This window comes from candidate division KSB1 bacterium (assembly GCA_024655945.1).
In the GTDB taxonomy this organism is placed as follows: domain Bacteria; phylum Zhuqueibacterota; class Zhuqueibacteria; order JANLFK01; family Oleimicrobiaceae; genus Oleimicrobium.
Genome location: JANLFK010000001.1, coordinates 201,199 through 217,395, shown reverse-complemented (window position 1 = coordinate 217,395; position 16,197 = coordinate 201,199). Strand labels below are relative to the sequence as shown.

Here is a 16,197-nt window from a genome sequence, read left to right as displayed (position 1 = left end):
GAATGCCGGAGGAACCCCTGATGGCTGCAGCAAAGACGGTGGAGGCTCTGCCCATCCTCGTCTCCTCGAGCCTGGGCCTGCTCTACGTGCTCTTTCTTGTCGAGAAGCGCGACATTGTCCTGATTGCGATCTTTTGCCTCATTGTCATCCGGTGTGCTGCCGCGTTGATTGTGCGCCAAAAGCCCGAAGTACGCAAAGGTGAAGAGTGAGTCGTAGCCTGACCGACCGCGAGCTCTTTGCAGCGCTGCGGGCTGCCCTGCCGGTGGAAGAGGTGGCGCGGCGCCTGGGGGTGGACAGCGGAAGGATTCACGCCCTGCTGGACAAGCTCGAAGGCCTTCTCGGACAGGCAAGCCCCGAGGAACTGGTCATCTATGTGGACGGAGCAGCACGTGGCAACCCGGGACCGGCAGGAGCGGGAGCGGCGCTGATAGACACCAGTGGTAAGGTGGTTGCCCAGGTGAGCGCCTACCTGGGCGAATGTACCAACAACGTTGCCGAGTACCGGGCGCTGGAACTGGCGCTGCAAAAGGCATTGGAGATTGGCGCGCGTGCCGTACGAGTGCGGACCGACAGCGCGTTGATGGCCAGGCAGCTCAACGGCGATTTCCGGGTCAGGAATGGCAACTTGGTACCCCTTTACCAACGCGTCACCGAGCTTGTCGCGCAGTTCGACCGGTTTGCCATCGAGGAGGTGCCTCGCCAGGCGAACAAGAAGGCGGACGTGCTGGCGAACAACGCCATCGATGCGGCGCTTGCGGGTCAGAGAAGCGGGTCGTAGGCCCCAAGAGCGCCTCCATGCAGGGTGCCGGCCAGGGTCTCGTCGTGTGGTGGTCGATGCAACCTCGCTGCCGGCGTTCTTCGCGATGCCGGCGGACAGCGTGCCCTGCAGGCGTGGTTGCGGCTATTCTTGGGACTGAGCCCGCCGCCTCTTTAGGGGTAGCGACGATGTGGATCGATATCCCCGTTGTCGCATTCTGTGCCCTCGCAGGCGAGCTCCGGCAGAGGTGGTCGCAGTGGTGACAAGCTCTCGCTGGAGCTGGTCCATGCAAGGGCAGCCAAGGCGGCCCGGCGGGTGAGTGGCGAGCCGGGAGCGGACCGTGCCGCCTAGGCAGGGGGAGTCAAAGCAGATAGAATTCTGGCACAGGGAGAACGGAATGAAAGCTCTCATCACCAGTGGGGGCAAAGGAACCCGGCTGCGCCCCTTGACGCATACGCAGAACAAGCACCTGTTGCCCATCGCCAACAAGCCGATTCTGTTCAATGCGTTGGACTTTGTGGCGGAGGCTGGCATCACGGAGGTGGGCATCGTGACCAACGCCGAAGGATTGGAGGTGCGCGAAGCCGTAGGAGACGGCTCCCGCTGGGGGATCAAGGTCACCTACATCCCCCAAGAGGCACCTCTCGGACTGGCGCACGTGGTGAAGATCTCCCAGGACTTTATCGGCGACGAACCGTTCGTTTTCTACCTGGGCGACAACATGGTGGTCGGCGGGATAAAGCGCTTCATTGAGGAGTTCCAGCGCCAGAAATCCAATTGCCACCTCACCCTCGCCAAGGTGAAAGACCCGGAGAGGTTCGGCGTTCCGGAGATTAAGGACGGCAGGATCGTGCGCATCGAAGAAAAGCCCACGGTTCCCAAGAGCCAATACGCAGTGGCAGGCATCTACATTTACGACAGCTGCATCTTCGAGGCGGTCAACAGCATTCAGCCCAGCGCCAGAGGCGAGCTGGAGATATCCGACGCCCACCAGTATTTGCTTGAAAAGGGGTACAAAGTCACCTACTCCGAAATCACGGGGTGGTGGAAGGACACCGGCAAGCCGCAGGATATCCTGGAGGCGAATCGACTGGTCCTGGAGCATCTGCAACCGCACATCGCAGGCGAGATAGACGACGCCTCGTACGTGGCCGGGGCGGTGACCATCGAGGAGGGGGCGCGCATCATCGGCAGCCACATTCGTGGTCCGGCCATCATAGGCAAGCGCACCGTCATCGAGAACAGCTACATCGGCCCGTACACCTCCATCCAAGACGACTGTTTCATCCGCAATAGCGAGGTGGAGTTCAGTATCGTGATGTCGCACTGCCGCATCCTGGACGTTGGCATTCGCATCGAGAGCAGTCTGCTGGGCTATCACGCCGAGGTGGTGCGCGCCAACGGCATCCCGAAGACGCACCGTTTCATGATCGGTGACCAGAGTCGCGTGGAAGTGGCCTGAACGCACGCCTGAGCGGCCAGTGGCCCCTGCCCTGGCGTGCGCGTGCAGGACATAGTTCATCAGCGAAGGCGGGGAGTGAAACGTAGACTCCCCGTCGCCATATCGTGTCTAAAGCCGCCGCACAAGGGTAGTCCAGTGAGCGAGCAAGGAAGACCGATACCCATTTCTTACCATTTTGACTTCACAGGCGTAGAAGATTTTCACGAGTACCGTTTCGATGTCAACGGCATTCCCCAGGTCTACTACGGTCGCTCCATCGGCTGGCAGTACAACGCCATTACCGTGGCTCAGTACGGCTTGGCGCGGCTCACCGCCTGGGAGTCGTCTGGTCAGGACGAGGAGCTGGCACGCGCACGAGGAGCAGGACGCTGGCTGGTGGAGCATTGCGAGGAGCACCGTCGGCAAGTGGGTGCGTGGATCTACCGGTTCGATCTCCCATTTTATGGGCCGAAGGCACCGTGGATCTCCGCCATGGCGCAGGGGGAGGCCATCTCCCTTCTTCTCCGCCTTTGGCTCCTGGACGCGCAGGAGGAGTATCTCCAGGTGGCGCGGAAGGCGATACGAGCGTTTTTGCTGCCGACAGAGAAAGGAGGAGTGCTCTCGTCATTTCCGGACGGAAGGCCGGTGTTCGAGGAGTTTCCTACGGTTCCGCCTCCTCATGTGTTGAACGGCCACATCTTTGCCCTGCTGGGCGTGTACGACTTCTGGAAGGTGACAGGGGAGCAGGGTGCAGGCGAGCTCTTTAGCGGAGCAGTCCAGGGGCTGAAGGAAAACCTCTGGCGTTACGATCTGGGCTGGTGGACGCTCTACGACCTGCACCCTACCCGGCGATTGGCCTCCCGTGCGTACCAGCGCATCCATATGCGGCTCATGCACGTGCTCTACCGGCTCACGGGCGACGATGTGTTCGCCCAATGGGAGGCGCGCTGGCGAGGCTACCTGGCAAGTCCAGTGAGTGCCGCACGTTGGGCTGCAGCGAAGGTGGTGGAAAAAGCGCGGTTGCGCAGGTATCATGGTTGACGCGTCGCGAAAGGTCCTTTTCGTCGCCTACTACTTCCCGCCGTTGGGCATGGGAGGGGTGCAGCGCGCCGCCAAATTCGTGAAGTACCTGCCCGAATTTGGTTGGGAACCGGTCGTGGTCACGGTGAAGGACGTCGCCTATTTTGCTAAGGATGAGGCGCTGGCGCGAGAGGTGGAAGGGAGGCGCATGCACCGCACGGGCTCCCTGGACCCGCAGCGCCTGTTGGCGATGGTGCGCGGGAGTGGTCAGGCAGCGGGCCACACAGGCCCCTCTCGCGGGTTAGGTCGGTTGTGGAGGGTCTATGAGACTCTGGCGAGGTGGGTCTTCATTCCGGATGCCAAGGTGCTGTGGCTGCCGTTTGCCACGTGCCGCGCCATGAGGCTGGTGAAAGAGGAGAGAATTTCTGTGGTGGTGACTACCTCGCCACCGGTTTCTGCGCATCTTGTGGGGTTGGTGTTGCGCCGGTGGCTTGGCTGTCGCTGGGTCGCGGACTTCCGCGACCAGTGGACCGGCGGCCACCTTGACCTCTCGCCAACTCGCCTGCACTCGGCCCTGAACAGAGCCCTGGAGAGACTCGTTCTGCGTTGCGCGGACGCCGTCGTCTGCGTGTCGCGCCAGCTGTCGGTGAGCCTGCGCGACAAGTCCGGTCGGGAGAGGCTCCCCGTCGCCGTGATCCCAAATGGTTACGACGAACAAGATTTCCGGCCGGTACAGATGCGACGAAGTTCAAGCCGCAATGTCGTCTACTGCGGCAGCTTGAGCCGGCTGGCGGACCCCTCTAACCTCTTGAAGGCTTGTGCGTCCCTGGTGGGCCAGCGGCCCGACCTTCGCGGGCGCCTGCGCTTGACGTTTGTCGGGGAGAGTATCGGCCTGGACCTATCGGGTTTGGTGGCGCGCCTGGGGCTTCACGGGCTGGTGCACGCCACCGGCTACGTGGAACACGAAAGTGCCGTGCGCTTTCTCCAGGAAGCCGACGTGCTCGTGTTGCTTCTCACGGGCACCACTTCCCGGGATGTGGTGCCGGGCAAGGTCTTTGAGTACCTGCGTGCCGGCAAGCCGATCCTGGCCATTGTGCCTCCAGGTGAGACGGCCGACCTCTTGCGACGCCACGCCCCGGCATCGGTGCTCAGCGACAACACGGTGGAGTCTATTGAGCAGGCCCTCCTGGGGATGCTCACCTCCCCGCAGCGCACCCGCCGCGCAGACAAGGTCGGGCTGCAGCAATTCGAGCGCAGGTCCCTCACCGCTCAGTTTGCCCGACTTCTGGACGAGGTGAGCGAGCGAGGGCTTCAGGCTTCAGGGCGCTTGGCACACTTGGCCTGACGGCAAAAGGAATCGGCATGAAGCGGATAACCAAGGAGTAGTACGCAGCGGTGAGGCGAGTCACCAGGACGCTTTTCGCGCTTTCGGTAAACTTGGCAGTATGGAGCGTCGTCAGCGGCCAGGCCTTGCACTGGCCTACCGACGCCAGCAGGCTGCTCTCTTCGTCATTTTGCGAACATCGGCCCGGACGTTTCCACGCGGGGATAGACATCAAGACCGGTGGAGCCGTCGGCTACAAGGTCTTTGCCGTGCGCCCCGGGTATGTGACCCGAGTGCACGTGTCGCCGTTCGGATATGGCCGAGTGCTCTATCTCAGCCTGGATACGGGAGAGACTGCGGTGTACGCCCATCTGCTGAGGTTCATGGACAGCATCGAGGAGCGGGTCTACGCTGAACAGGAGAGGAGGGGTCGGTTCAGCGTGGATCTCTATTTTCGACCCTCTGAGTTTCCGGTCCAGCAGGGGCAGGTGATTGCCTACACTGGTCAGAGCGGAGCCAGGGCGCCGCACCTCCATTTTGAGTTGCGTGACCGCTACAATTGCCCAGTCAACCCTCTGCTCCTTGGCTTCCAGGTGCAAGATACAAGGCCCCCGGTCATTCGTCGTGTTGCCTTTGTCCCCATGGACGTCACCAGTCGCGTGCAGAACGACCTTGCCCCGCTGGTCAGCCCGGTAAGGGCGGTGAATGGCCATCGATTTGTGCTCGAGGAGAAAGTGCAGGTGTGGGGTCGGGTCGGCATTGCGGTGTCGTGCTACGATCAGGGCGATGGCGCTGACAATCGATTTGCCGTCTACGCGCTGCGCCTGCTGGTGGATGGAAGAGAGGCCTTCCGTAGCGAATACCAGCGCTTCTGCTACGAGCAGAACCGGCAGATGCTCCTGGACCGCGAGTTCCGCCTTGAGGCGCGCGGCTATGGGGATTTCCAGCGCCTGTTCCGCGACCCCAACAACTCGCTCCGCTTCTATCGCTCGCGATTTCGCTCTGCCGGCATCCTCCTTGCCGGTGTGGGCGATGACCCCTCCGACCTCTGTCTTGACGTGGGTTCGCATCGCGTGCTCGTCGAGGCGAGCGACTATGCGGGAAACGTGGCTACTCTGTCGTTCTCCCTGCTCGTCGCTGCACCGGGCGGCCCGATTCCGGTTCTGGCGGCCTCCCCTGCAGGCAAACAGGCAATGGTGGCGGAGGCTGACTTGGGCGAACTGCAGTTTGAGGGGCCGGAGCCGGGAGATACCTCTTTGCCCTTTGTGACCTTTGCCGTGCGGGTCGACTCAATGGAGAGTGAGCCGCAGTCCTTGAGGCTGCGCGATGTTGCCCGGCGCAGCCGGGTGCCAGAGCTCCTCATCGACCATGACTTTTACGATGACTACGTGCGGCTGCGCATCAGCGCCGCACGCCGGCTTATTGAGCCCCCTCGGGTGGTGGTCTGGCACGGCAACGAGGAATACCTGGAGCTCAGTTCCTGGAATGTCGGCCCGGGAACCTACGTGGCAGGCCTTCCGCTGGATGTCCGGCTCAAGAAGCCTCTCATCGTGGAGGCTATTGCTGCCGACGCTAAGGGCGACACAGTGGAGGGTGTTTCCTCTTTGCAGCTTTTTGCCATCACACCGGAGCGGGGGGGCGTCGTTCGCTCTGCCGATGGCCTGAGCGAGGTGCGCTTCGAAGGGGGCGCAGTGTATCGGCCGCTCTATGCGCGGGTGGCCGAGGTCCCGCTGACGCCCACCAGGCGTGCACCGGTCGTGGGGAACGCTTACCGCTTTGAGCCGAACGATGTGCCGCTCAAGGGCAATGCTCGCCTGAGCATATCCTTGCCACAGCCGGAGGCACACCCTGAGCAGTTGGCCATATACTCGGTGAGCCCAAAAGGCGCGTTGGCCTATGTGGGAAGACAGGGCGAGGGGCAAGGCAAGCAGGTGAGGTGCACCATCACACGGCTTGGGACCTTCGCAGTGGTGCGCGACTCGGTGCCGCCGGTCATTACCTCGTTGCAGCCCGAGCAGGGTGCAACGTTGGCCACCGACCGGCCTACCTTGAGGGTAGAGTTCCACGATGCGCTCTCAGGGATTGGCGGCGAAGAAGCCATTGAGCTCCTACTGGACGGACGGCGCGTCATTGCCGAATACGATCCTCCGCGGCGGTGCGGCTTCTACGTGCCCAGACAGCCATTGACGCGAGGACCACACCGCGTCACTGCCACAGTGAGGGACAGATGCGGCAACGCAAGCACGACTGAGCACAAATTCTTCCTCAGGTAGGGCACAAGCGCTCATGTCCTCCACTCCAAGAGGGTGGTTCGTCTCCTGATGACCTTGGCAGTGGGACTACCAACCTTCTCTGGGCGCATTATTGCGGGGGTCTGCCTCCGTGTTTGCTTTGGGGAGGCGGTCTCGAACGGCTCGCCAGGCCACAGAGACCCACGACTTCGCAGGTGACAGCCGAGAGCTCGCTGTGGTCTCCGGCTCCGGCACGAAAGGTCACCGGGTGGCTACGGGCTTGCGCGCTAATCCGGTTGAATTGTTGCCGCGGTTTTGCTATATTTGACCTTGGCTCGCAAAGGGTAGGAGGCCAGAGATCGTCGGTAAGCGTCGCTTCTACTACCTGCTCTATAGCCTGCGGCGGAGGGTGACCACACGGGTGGTGGTGTTGGTGGTCGCCATTGCGCTGGTGGGCGGCTCATTGGCCCTGTGGGCTGAGAAGCGGCACAACAGTGGGCTGAGCACCCTGCAAGACGCCATGTGGTGGACGGTGGTCACGATGATGACCGTGGGCTATGGTGACCGCGTCCCCATCACGCCAGCGGGTAGGCTGGTGGGCGTCCTGGTAATGTTCTCCGGGGTGGCGGTAATCAGCCTGTTGACGGCGGCCATTTCGTCCACACTCGTCACACGAAGGTTGCGGGAGGCAAAAGGATTGCAAGAGATACGGGCGCGTAACCACCTGCTCATTTGCGGCTGGTCGAGGCACGTGGAGGAGCTGCTCAGGCACCTGCGCGACGACCTCATCGCGCATGGCCGTGCGGTCGTGCTCATCGACGACCTGCAAGAGGAGGCGGTAGAGAAGCTTCTTTTCCGGCACCGGGATATTGACATCAAGTACGTGCGCGGTGACTTTGCCGACGAGACCATTCTCCGGCGCGCCAACGTCGAGGCCGCCTTTGCTGCCGTGCTGGTTCCGGACACCCTGGAGAGGACCTCAGGCTCCCCGGACGAGCGCACGGTGCTTGCCACGCTGACCATCAAGGCGATCGCGCCGGAGGTGAAGGTCCTGGCCTACATTGTGGACGCGCAGAATGAGCCGCACTTGCGCCGCGCCAATGCCGATCGCATTGTGATCGGCGACGCGCACAGCAGTTTCTTTTTGGCGGCGCATGTGGCCATGCCCGGCGTGCCTGAGTTGCTCGACGCCCTGCTCGGGGAAAGTGGGGGCATGCGACTTGCCCGCCAGCCAGTGCCTGGTGGCTTTGTCGGCAAGACCTCTGGCGAGTTTGCTCGCCACCTGCGCGAGAGCAAGGGTGCGCTTCTCCTCGGCTTCGTCAGCGAAGAACAGGGACTGAGCTTGGAGCAGGTCCTGTCCGGTGACTACTCAGCCATCGATGATTTCATCTGGCGGAAGCTGGAAGAGTCGTCCAAGGGCTTAGGGAAGCGCCCAAGGGTGGAGGTCAATCTCAATCCCCCGGATTCCTACATCATTCAAGAACGTGACGTTGCGGTGACCATCGCACCGGCAGGGGAGGGTTGAGGTGCCCAGGAGCAGACGCAAGGCCACCGTGGGACCAGAAAGACTCGCCGATTTTCCCATATTCGAGGGGATGAGCCCGGCGCAGTTGGCGCGCGTGTGGGAGATCATCGAACTCAGGAAATACCCGCCTGGCGAGGTGATCGTCCAGGAAGGAGAAAGCGGCGACACTCTCTATCTTCTCTTGGCTGGCGAAGTCGAGGTTTCCAAGGCCTTGACCCTCATGGTAGCGCGCGGCAACGTTGACACCCGCGACAAGGCGCTGGACCGGATGGCCGCAGGCCAGTCGCCCTTTTTCGGCGAGATGGCGCTGCTGGACGATAGCCACCGCCGCACGGCTACGGTGCGCACGCTGAGGCAATGTACGCTGGGCTTGCTGCGCCGCAAACCCTGCATGGCCCTGTGCCACGAGGATCCGTCCCTGGGCTTCCTCTTGATGCGCAACATTGCCTCCACTCTTGCCACGCGCCTGGACAAGGCGAACAAGGACATTCTCAAGCTCACAACTGCCTTCAGTCTTGCGCTGCGGGAGTAAGGCGACGACCGGTTCACAGAGCTATTCGGAGACAGAATGACGCAACAGGCAATGGACAAAGTTTACGACCCGAAGAAAGCAGAGACCAAGTGGTACCGATTCTGGGAGCAGTACCGCCTGTTTCACGCCGACCCGAACTCGAGCAAGAAGCCCCATGTGATCATGATCCCGCCTCCGAACGTGACGGGGATGCTGACGCTGGGACACGTCATCAACAATACAATCCAGGATATTCTCATCCGCTGGAAAAGGATGGAGGGGTTCGAATGCCTGTGGCTGCCAGGCACCGACCATGCAGGCATTGCCACCCAGAACAAGGTGGAGGAGATGCTCACCAAGGAGGGGCTGACACGCTACGATTTGGGTCGCGAGCGGTTCCTCGCCCGTGTCTGGGAGTGGAAGGAAAAGTACGGCGGCATCATCCTGGAGCAGCTGCGGAGGCTTGGCGCTTCCTGCGACTGGGAGCGCGAGCGCTTCACCATGGATGAAGGGTTGAGCGCTGCAGTGCGCGAGGTCTTTGTTCGGCTGTACGAGAAGGGATTGGTCTATCGGGACCGCGCATTGATTAACTGGTGCCCGCGCTGCAAGACAGCCCTGTCCGACGAAGAGTCACCAGGCAAAGAGGTGCCTGGAAAGCTCTGGTCCATCGCCTATCCCCTTGCCGACAGTGATGGCGAAATCGTCGTGGCTACCACCCGCCCGGAGACGATGCTGGGCGACACGGCGGTGGCAGTCCACCCGGCGGATGAGCGCTACCGCCACTTGGTCGGACGGTACGCGATTCTCCCCTTGCTGGGGCGGCGCATCCCCATCATCGCCGACGAACACGCCGATCCTGAAAAGGGGAGCGGTGCGGTGAAAATCACGCCGGCACACGACTTTGACGACTTCCAGGTGGGGCTGCGCCACCACCTTCCGCAAGTGGTGGTGATCGATGAAGACGGCAAGATGACTGAGGAGGCCGGGCCCTACAAGGGACTTGACCGAACAGAGGCCCGTGCGCGTGTGCTCAGCGACCTCGAAAAACAGGGACTGCTGCGGGGCGTCGAGGAGCAAATTACGCCAATCCCCCACTGCTACCGGTGCGACACCGTGGTGGAGCCGGCCTTGTCCACGCAGTGGTTCGTGCGCATGAAGCCGTTGGCGGAGCCGGCCATCCGCGTGGTGCGCGAAGGGAAGATCCGCTTCCATCCAGCGCAGCACGCCGAGACCTACTTCCACTGGATGGAAAACGTGCGGGACTGGTGCATCAGCAGGCAGATCTGGTGGGGGCATCGTATTCCTGTGTGGTACTGCGAACACCAGCACGTAGTGGTGAGCCGCTCCGAGCCGAGCAGCTGCCCAGAATGTGGCAGCCGGAACTTGCGACAGGATGAGGACGTTCTGGACACATGGTTTTCCTCCTGGCTCTGGCCATTCAGCACCCTGGGTTGGCCAGAACGCACGCGCGATCTTGAGGTCTTTTTCCCCGGGGACACGTTGGTCACGGCGCCGGACATCATCTTCTTCTGGGTCGCCAGGATGATCATGGCATCACTGGAATTCATGGGGGACATCCCCTTTCGCGATGTCTATTTCCACAGCGTGGTGCGCGACCCCCAAGGCAGAAAGATGTCCAAGTCGCTCGGCAATTCCCCGGATCCGCTTTGGCTCATCGATGGCGCCAGCGGCACAGAGATCGCGGAGTTTGCCAGGAAGAATCCCTCCTATGGGAAAGGAGTGCCTGCCTACGGTGCCGACGCGCTGCGCATTTCCATGGTCTACCTGACCCCGGTCGGCGGAAGCATCCGCTTCGACCATACGCTGGTGGAGTTTGGGCAAAAGTTCGCAAACAAACTGTGGAACGCCGCGCGCTTTGTGCTGATGAACGTGCGCCCGGAGGACGAGCCCTTGCTCCTTGAGGAACTCCGGCCAGAAGAGCTTCTGCAGGTGGACCGCTGGATCCTGAGCCGGCTACGCGCAGCAGTGGAAGCCGTGCGCAGCGCGCTGGATGAGTTTCGCTTCAATGATGCCACGCGCGTGTTGCACAAGTTTGTTTGGGGGGAGTACTGCGACTGGTACGTGGAGTTCGCCAAAGAACACCTGGACCCCTCTGCCGAATCGAGGCGGCGACAGGTGACGCTCTCGGTGGCTCTGGCCGTTCTCGAGCGCATTTTGCGCCTGGCGCATCCTTTTATGCCGTTCATCACTGAAGAGATTTGGCAGGCACTGCCGGCAAAATGCCGCCGCGCCCAGGGGGTGCCCAGCATCATGGTGCAGGCGTACCCCAGGCCTGAGGAGATGCCATCGGACGGCAAGGCGGAAGAGGAGATCGCCCTGGTGCAGGAGGTGATCAGTGCCGTGCGCAACATCCGCGGGGAGATGTGCGTGCCCCCGCAGGCGCAGGTCAAGCTTATCGTGCACGGAGCCGAGCCACATCAGCGGGCCCTGTTGCAGCAGAGCTTGCACTATCTTGACCGGTTGGCGCGGGTAGCGGAGCTGTCATTCGACAGCGTCAGGCCGTGCGCCGCAGCAGGTGCCGTGGTGGCGAATATGTCCCTCTTCGTGCCTCTGGAAGGGGTCATTGACCTGGAGCTGGAGAGAGCGAGATTGAGCAAGGAAATCGAACGCGTCGAAGGACAGCTCCAGACCCTCAACGCCAGGTTGAGCAATCGCGACTTCCTGGCGCGCGCCGGCCAAGAGGTGGTGGGACGCGAACGGCAGAAGAAGAGCGATTTTGAGGCACGTCTGAGCAGGCTGCAGGAGTGTCTGCGTAGCCTTGGCTAACACAGTCGTGCATGTGCTTGTGGAAGCGGGAGGACGAGGCGATGAAGCCCGCATACCTGTTGGCAGCAATGACCGCCTGCGTGGGGTTGTCGGCTGGGCTCGCCCAGCAGAAGATCTCCACGGCGGTCACGGTCTACAACAACGACCTCGCGTTGGTCCGGGAGGTGCGCTCCTTGGAGCTGGACAAGGGCAACCAGGAGGTCCGCTTCGTGGATGTGGCGGCACGCGCTGATCCCACTTCGGTGCATTTCAAGTCCCTGACCGCGCCGGATGCAGTGAAGATTCTTGAGCAGAACTTCCAGTATGACTTAGTGGGCACGCCGCGGCTCCTGCAGAAGTACGTCGGTGAACAGATCGCGGTGGCCACCAAGGACGGCCGTTCGTTCAAAGGTCGCCTGTTGAGCGCCTCTGACGATGCCATCCTGCAGCGCGCGGATGGCTCGGTGGATGCCATCTCCAGCTCCGCTATCGAGACGATGAGTTTTCCGGCATTGCCCGCCGGCCTGATCCTCCGCCCGACGCTCGTCTGGCTGCTGGACAACAAGAAGCCCGGCCCGCACAAGGTGGAGCTGAGCTACCTGACCGGTGGCGTGCGCTGGCACGCCGAATACGTGGGCGTGAGCAAACAGAACGACACCGTGCTCGAGCTTGCCGGTTGGGTCTCCATCGAAAACACCAGCGGCGCCACATACGAGAACGCGCGACTGAAACTGGTCGCGGGCGACGTGCATCGCGCCGAGGAGCGCGTGCGCTACCGTACCATGGCCAAGCAAGAGGCAATGGTAGCCTATGCCCCCGAGCCACAGTTCCAGGAAGAAGAGCTCTTCGAGTACCACCTCTACACCCTGTCGCGGCCCACGACCATTCGTGATTTGGAGACCAAACAACTCTCCCTGTTTCCACCGGCAGCCACCGGGTGCAAGCGGCTCTACCTGTACGATCCCTCGGCGGACAAGAAGGTACGCGTCAATCTGGAGTTTGTTAACAGCGCGGAGCAAGGGCTCGGTCTGCCTTTGCCCAAAGGCAAAATCCGCGTGTACAAGGAGGCTGGTGACCAGGCCTTGGAGTTCATCGGCGAGGACTGGGTCGACCACACGCCGAAGGACGAGCGCGTGCGCGTGTTCCTGGGGAATGCCTTCGATATCGTCGCCGAACGCACACAAACGAGCTCGCGCAAGCTGGGGGAGAAGAGCCGAGAGGATTCCTGGCAGGTGGTCATTCGCAATCACAAGAAAGAGGCGGTCACGGTGACGGTGGTGGAACATGTCTGGGGCGACTGGGAAATTCGCGAGAGTTCGCATCCGCATCGCAAGAAAGATGCGTACACCATAGAGTTTGACGTCTCAGTGAAAGCTGGGTCAGAGGGGACACTCACGTACACGATTCGTACCCGTTGGTAGGAGCGCCCTTCGGCTACGGCCATGCCTGCACCTGACAGGCAGGTTCTTCAACTGGACAAGTCGGTGCAATGTGTGCGCGGCGTGGGGGAGGCGCGCGCGTCCGCCTTGTGCTCTGTCAATGTCCACACCGTAGAGGACTTGCTCTACTACTTCCCACGTCGCTACCTCGATCGGAGCACCATCAGCCCAATTGCCGGTCTCCGGCCCGGGATGACCGCCACCGTGGTGGGCAAGGTTGAATCCGTGCAGATGATCCGCGGGCGTCGGCCCCGCGCAGTGGCGCTGATCGCGGATGCCACTGGTTTCCTGCAGGTCGTCTGGTTCAATCGCGCCGAGTACCTCGCTAAGCTCTTCAGCCCGGGCGAGGTGGTGGCCTTTTCGGGAAAGGTGACCAGCTACGGTGGCCTGCAGATGGTGCATCCCGAGTACGACCACCTCTCCGAGGAGGGTTCCGCCCCGGCTCTACACACGGGGGCCGTCATTCCGCTCTACCCTTCGTCTGAGGCATTGGCCCGCAGAGGCCTCGACAGCCGCGGCTTCCGCCGCATCCTGCGCAACGCTCTGGACAGCTACCTGGCCTCGGTGGAGGAAACCCTGCCGGCGGAGATCCTCGGGCGACAGGGGCTCATGCCGCTCCGCGAGGCTCTGGAGAACATCCACTTTCCCCGTGATCGCGCTGCCCTGGCTCTCGCCCAACGCCGCCTCAAGTTTGACGAGCTTTTCTTCCTTGAACTGATGATTGCCTACCGCAAGAGGCGCCTTGGTTCGGGCGGCCCGGGTATTGCATTCCCTCGAGTGGGCGAAAAGACCCGCCAGTTGGTCGAGCGCTTGCCGTTTCAGCTTACGGAGGCTCAGAAGCGCGTGCTGCGCGAGATTCGCGAGGACATGCGCCGGCCACAGCCCATGAACCGCCTGCTGCAGGGGGATGTGGGCTCCGGCAAGACTGTCGTTGCCCTGACCAGCATGCTCATCGCTGTGGAGAACGGCTATCAAGCTGCCCTCATGGCTCCCACCGAAATCCTGGCAGAGCAGCACTATCTCACCATTCGCGACTTTCTCCGCGACCTTGGGGTACGGGTCGAACTCCTCATTGGCGGGCAAAGCAAAGCTTTCCGCCAGCAGCTATTGGAGGACGTCGCCCAGGGGAAGGTGGATATCACCGTCGGCACCCATGCGCTCATCCAGGAAGGGGTGCAGTTCGCCAATGTGGGTTTTGTGGTTATCGACGAGCAGCATCGCTTCGGGGTGATGCAACGCGCCACCTTGCGGCACAAGGGGCAGAGCCCAGATGTGCTGGTGATGACTGCCACCCCCATCCCGCGCACCCTGTCGCTCACCGTCTACGGCGATTTGGATGTGAGCGTGCTGGATGAGCTGCCCAAGGACCGCAAGCTGGTCAAGACCTACTGGCGAACCAGCGACAAGCGCCCCGAGGTCTATCAGTGGCTCCGTGACAAGGTCCTGGCAGGCGCGCAGGCGTATGTGGTTTTCCCCTTAGTGGAAGAGTCGGAGAAGGTCGACCTGAAGGCTGCTACCGAGAGCTTTGAGCAACTGGCCGCCGGCCTCTTTTCGGACATACCCATAGGCTTGCTCCACGGCCGCATGCGGCAGGAGGACAAGGACCGCACCATGATGGCGTTCAAGCGGGGGGAGCTGCGCGTTCTGGTCTGCACGACGGTCATCGAAGTGGGCGTCGACGTTCCGAATGCCACCGTCATGGTCATCGAGCATGCCGAGCGCTTTGGGCTGCCGCAGCTTCACCAACTGCGGGGGCGGGTCGGCCGAGGAGCGGAGCAGTCCTATTGCATTCTCCTGGCCTATCCGCCTCTTTCCGAGGAGGCGCGCACGCGGCTGGAGACTCTCGCCAAGGTGACCGACGGCTTCCGCATCGCGGAGATCGACCTCAAGCTTCGCGGGCCAGGGGAGTTCTTCGGCACCAAGCAGCATGGCCTGCCAGAGATGAAGATTGCCAACCTGGTCGACGACGTGGAGATTCTGCTCAAGGCGCGGGACGAGGCTTTCGCGCTGGCTGCACGCGACCCACAACTGCTGCATAGCGAGGACCAGGGTGTGCGATCCTGCTTTCTCAGGCACTATCGCGGCAAGTACGGCCTGGCCGACATTGGCTGAGGGAAACGGGAACCTGAAGTGGGGGATGGAGCGTCTGAATACTCGGTTTGCAGTGCATGCAGCATGGGGGGGCCGAGCAGGGTGACCGTCTGGAGGTTGCAAGAGGAGGGATGGCATGGCAGAGCAGTTCACTCGTGAGCAGATGTTCGAGGCACTCTTCTTCAATCTGGTGATGATGTTTCATACCTCAGCAATGCAGTACATGGGCAAGCTCAAGAATCCGCTCACCGACAAGATCGAGCGGGACTTGTTGCAGGCCCAAATGAGCATAGACATGCTGGATATGCTGAAGGCAAAGACGAAGGGCAATCTTACGGACAACGAAGCGCGGTTTCTGGACCGCATGATCAGCGAGCTGAAGCTCAACTACGTGGACGAGGCCGAAAAGGACCGCAAAGCACAGGAGCAACAAGCCAAGACGGAAGGCGAAAAGAAAGAGTCTGCCTCAGCGGGCGCAGAGACGACAGCGGAGAGAGAACCGGAAAGCCAGCAGAGCGAGGGTCAATGAAGCAGCGGGGGCTCCCCGGCTGACTGTGGTATGAGGGTCTCGAGCTGGGCCGAAAAGACTGCCAAGGCCTCTTCGTCCCACAGGCAGAAGACGATGCGTCGTATGCCCGTAGCGCCGTCGGCATAATCGCGCACGGCGCTCAGCATGGCTCGGGCGCAAAGCTCCATTGGGCAGCCGAACACACCGGTACTGATGGCCGGAAAGGCGATGCTGGTCAGGCCGTGGGCATCAGCTAAGCGCAGGCTGGCGATGGTGGCGTCGCGCAGCTTTCGCTCCTCCTCGCCTGATCCCATGACCGGCCCGACCGCGTGGATCAGGTAGCGGGCCTTCAGCGCCCCCCGCTGGTGATGGCAGCAGAGCCGGTGGGCACGCGGCCATGGGTGCGCACCCAGGCGTTACTCTCCTCCTGGATGATGCGCCCGCCTTTGCGCACAATGGCCCCAGCTACGCCTGCACCATGAGCAAGATGCTCATTGGCAGCGTTGACAATGGCGTCGGTTGCCATCTCCGTGATGTCGCCGCGCAGGAGCTCGATCTCAGTCTTGTGCCACCGTCGGACCATC

Annotated in this window: 12 protein-coding genes and 1 pseudogene; 12 read left to right on the top strand and 1 reads right to left on the bottom strand. The window is 62.0% G+C overall.

Features of this window, described 5'->3' with window-relative positions; all coding sequences use genetic code 11:
* Window positions 1–20 precede the first annotated feature (20 nt).
* From NUW13_00975 to NUW13_00920, 12 genes are all read left to right on the top strand, one after another.
* Window positions 21–209, top strand: a complete 189-nt coding sequence (locus NUW13_00975; GenBank protein ID MCR4437600.1) for a hypothetical protein — start codon at window positions 21–23, stop codon at window positions 207–209.
* Entirely contained in the window at window positions 206–778 is a 573-nt protein-coding gene (locus NUW13_00970; GenBank protein ID MCR4437599.1) for a ribonuclease HI family protein, read from the top strand. Before NUW13_00975 ends, NUW13_00970 begins: the two co-directional genes overlap by 4 nt.
* A 376-nt stretch (window positions 779–1,154) precedes the next feature.
* Complete coding sequence (locus NUW13_00965) at window positions 1,155–2,219, top strand: glucose-1-phosphate thymidylyltransferase (GenBank protein ID MCR4437598.1); 1,065 nt, start codon at window positions 1,155–1,157, stop codon at window positions 2,217–2,219.
* Between the two features lie 75 nt (window positions 2,220–2,294).
* Window positions 2,295–3,239 carry a D-glucuronyl C5-epimerase family protein gene (locus NUW13_00960; protein MCR4437597.1) on the top strand — a complete coding sequence of 315 codons (945 nt, stop codon included), beginning with the start codon at window positions 2,295–2,297 and terminating at the stop codon, window positions 3,237–3,239.
* Window positions 3,232–4,563, top strand: a complete 1,332-nt coding sequence (locus tag NUW13_00955; protein ID MCR4437596.1) for a glycosyltransferase family 4 protein — start codon at window positions 3,232–3,234, stop codon at window positions 4,561–4,563. The genes NUW13_00960 and NUW13_00955 overlap by 8 nt, the downstream gene beginning before the upstream one ends.
* Window positions 4,564–4,613: 50 nt before the next feature.
* Entirely contained in the window at window positions 4,614–6,815 is a 2,202-nt protein-coding gene (locus tag NUW13_00950; protein ID MCR4437595.1) for a hypothetical protein, read from the top strand.
* 367 nt (window positions 6,816–7,182) lie between these two features.
* Window positions 7,183–8,298, top strand: a complete 1,116-nt coding sequence (locus NUW13_00945; protein ID MCR4437594.1) for an ion channel — start codon at window positions 7,183–7,185, stop codon at window positions 8,296–8,298.
* Between the two features lies 1 nt (window position 8,299).
* Window positions 8,300–8,830 (top strand): cyclic nucleotide-binding domain-containing protein, encoded by a 531-nt coding sequence (locus NUW13_00940; GenBank protein ID MCR4437593.1) that lies wholly within the window; start codon window positions 8,300–8,302, stop codon window positions 8,828–8,830.
* A gap of 36 nt (window positions 8,831–8,866) precedes the next feature.
* Window positions 8,867–11,596 carry a valine--tRNA ligase gene (locus NUW13_00935; protein MCR4437592.1) on the top strand — a complete coding sequence of 910 codons (2,730 nt, stop codon included), beginning with the start codon at window positions 8,867–8,869 and terminating at the stop codon, window positions 11,594–11,596.
* A gap of 41 nt (window positions 11,597–11,637) precedes the next feature.
* Window positions 11,638–12,996, top strand: a complete 1,359-nt coding sequence (locus NUW13_00930; GenBank protein MCR4437591.1) for a DUF4139 domain-containing protein — start codon at window positions 11,638–11,640, stop codon at window positions 12,994–12,996.
* A gap of 21 nt (window positions 12,997–13,017) precedes the next feature.
* Window positions 13,018–15,126, top strand: a complete 2,109-nt coding sequence (recG, locus tag NUW13_00925; GenBank protein MCR4437590.1) for an ATP-dependent DNA helicase RecG — start codon at window positions 13,018–13,020, stop codon at window positions 15,124–15,126.
* 115 nt (window positions 15,127–15,241) lie between these two features.
* On the top strand, window positions 15,242–15,634 hold the full coding sequence (locus NUW13_00920) for a DUF1844 domain-containing protein (GenBank protein ID MCR4437589.1): 393 nt from the start codon (window positions 15,242–15,244) through the stop codon (window positions 15,632–15,634).
* On the opposite strand, the pseudogene NUW13_00915 reads toward NUW13_00920, so the two are convergent.
* Window positions 15,628–16,196: pseudogene (locus NUW13_00915) on the bottom strand (macro domain-containing protein). The gene NUW13_00920 and the pseudogene NUW13_00915 sit on opposite strands and share 7 nt — an antisense overlap.
* Between the last annotated feature and the right edge of the window lies 1 nt (window position 16,197).

What these genes read in the sequence shown, in the direction of transcription:
- NUW13_00920 (MCR4437589.1), top strand. Translation starts at nt 15,242, where the DNA reads ATGGCAGAGCAGTTCACTCGTGAGCAGATGTTCGAGGCACTCTTCTTC.
- NUW13_00955 (MCR4437596.1), top strand. Translation starts at nt 3,232, where the DNA reads ATGGTTGACGCGTCGCGAAAGGTCCTTTTCGTCGCCTACTACTTCCCG.
- NUW13_00965 (MCR4437598.1), top strand. Translation starts at nt 1,155, where the DNA reads ATGAAAGCTCTCATCACCAGTGGGGGCAAAGGAACCCGGCTGCGCCCC.
- recG (MCR4437590.1), top strand. Translation starts at nt 13,018, where the DNA reads ATGCCTGCACCTGACAGGCAGGTTCTTCAACTGGACAAGTCGGTGCAA.
- NUW13_00975 (MCR4437600.1), top strand. Translation starts at nt 21, where the DNA reads ATGGCTGCAGCAAAGACGGTGGAGGCTCTGCCCATCCTCGTCTCCTCG.
- NUW13_00930 (MCR4437591.1), top strand. Translation starts at nt 11,638, where the DNA reads ATGAAGCCCGCATACCTGTTGGCAGCAATGACCGCCTGCGTGGGGTTG.
- NUW13_00935 (MCR4437592.1), top strand. Translation starts at nt 8,867, where the DNA reads ATGACGCAACAGGCAATGGACAAAGTTTACGACCCGAAGAAAGCAGAG.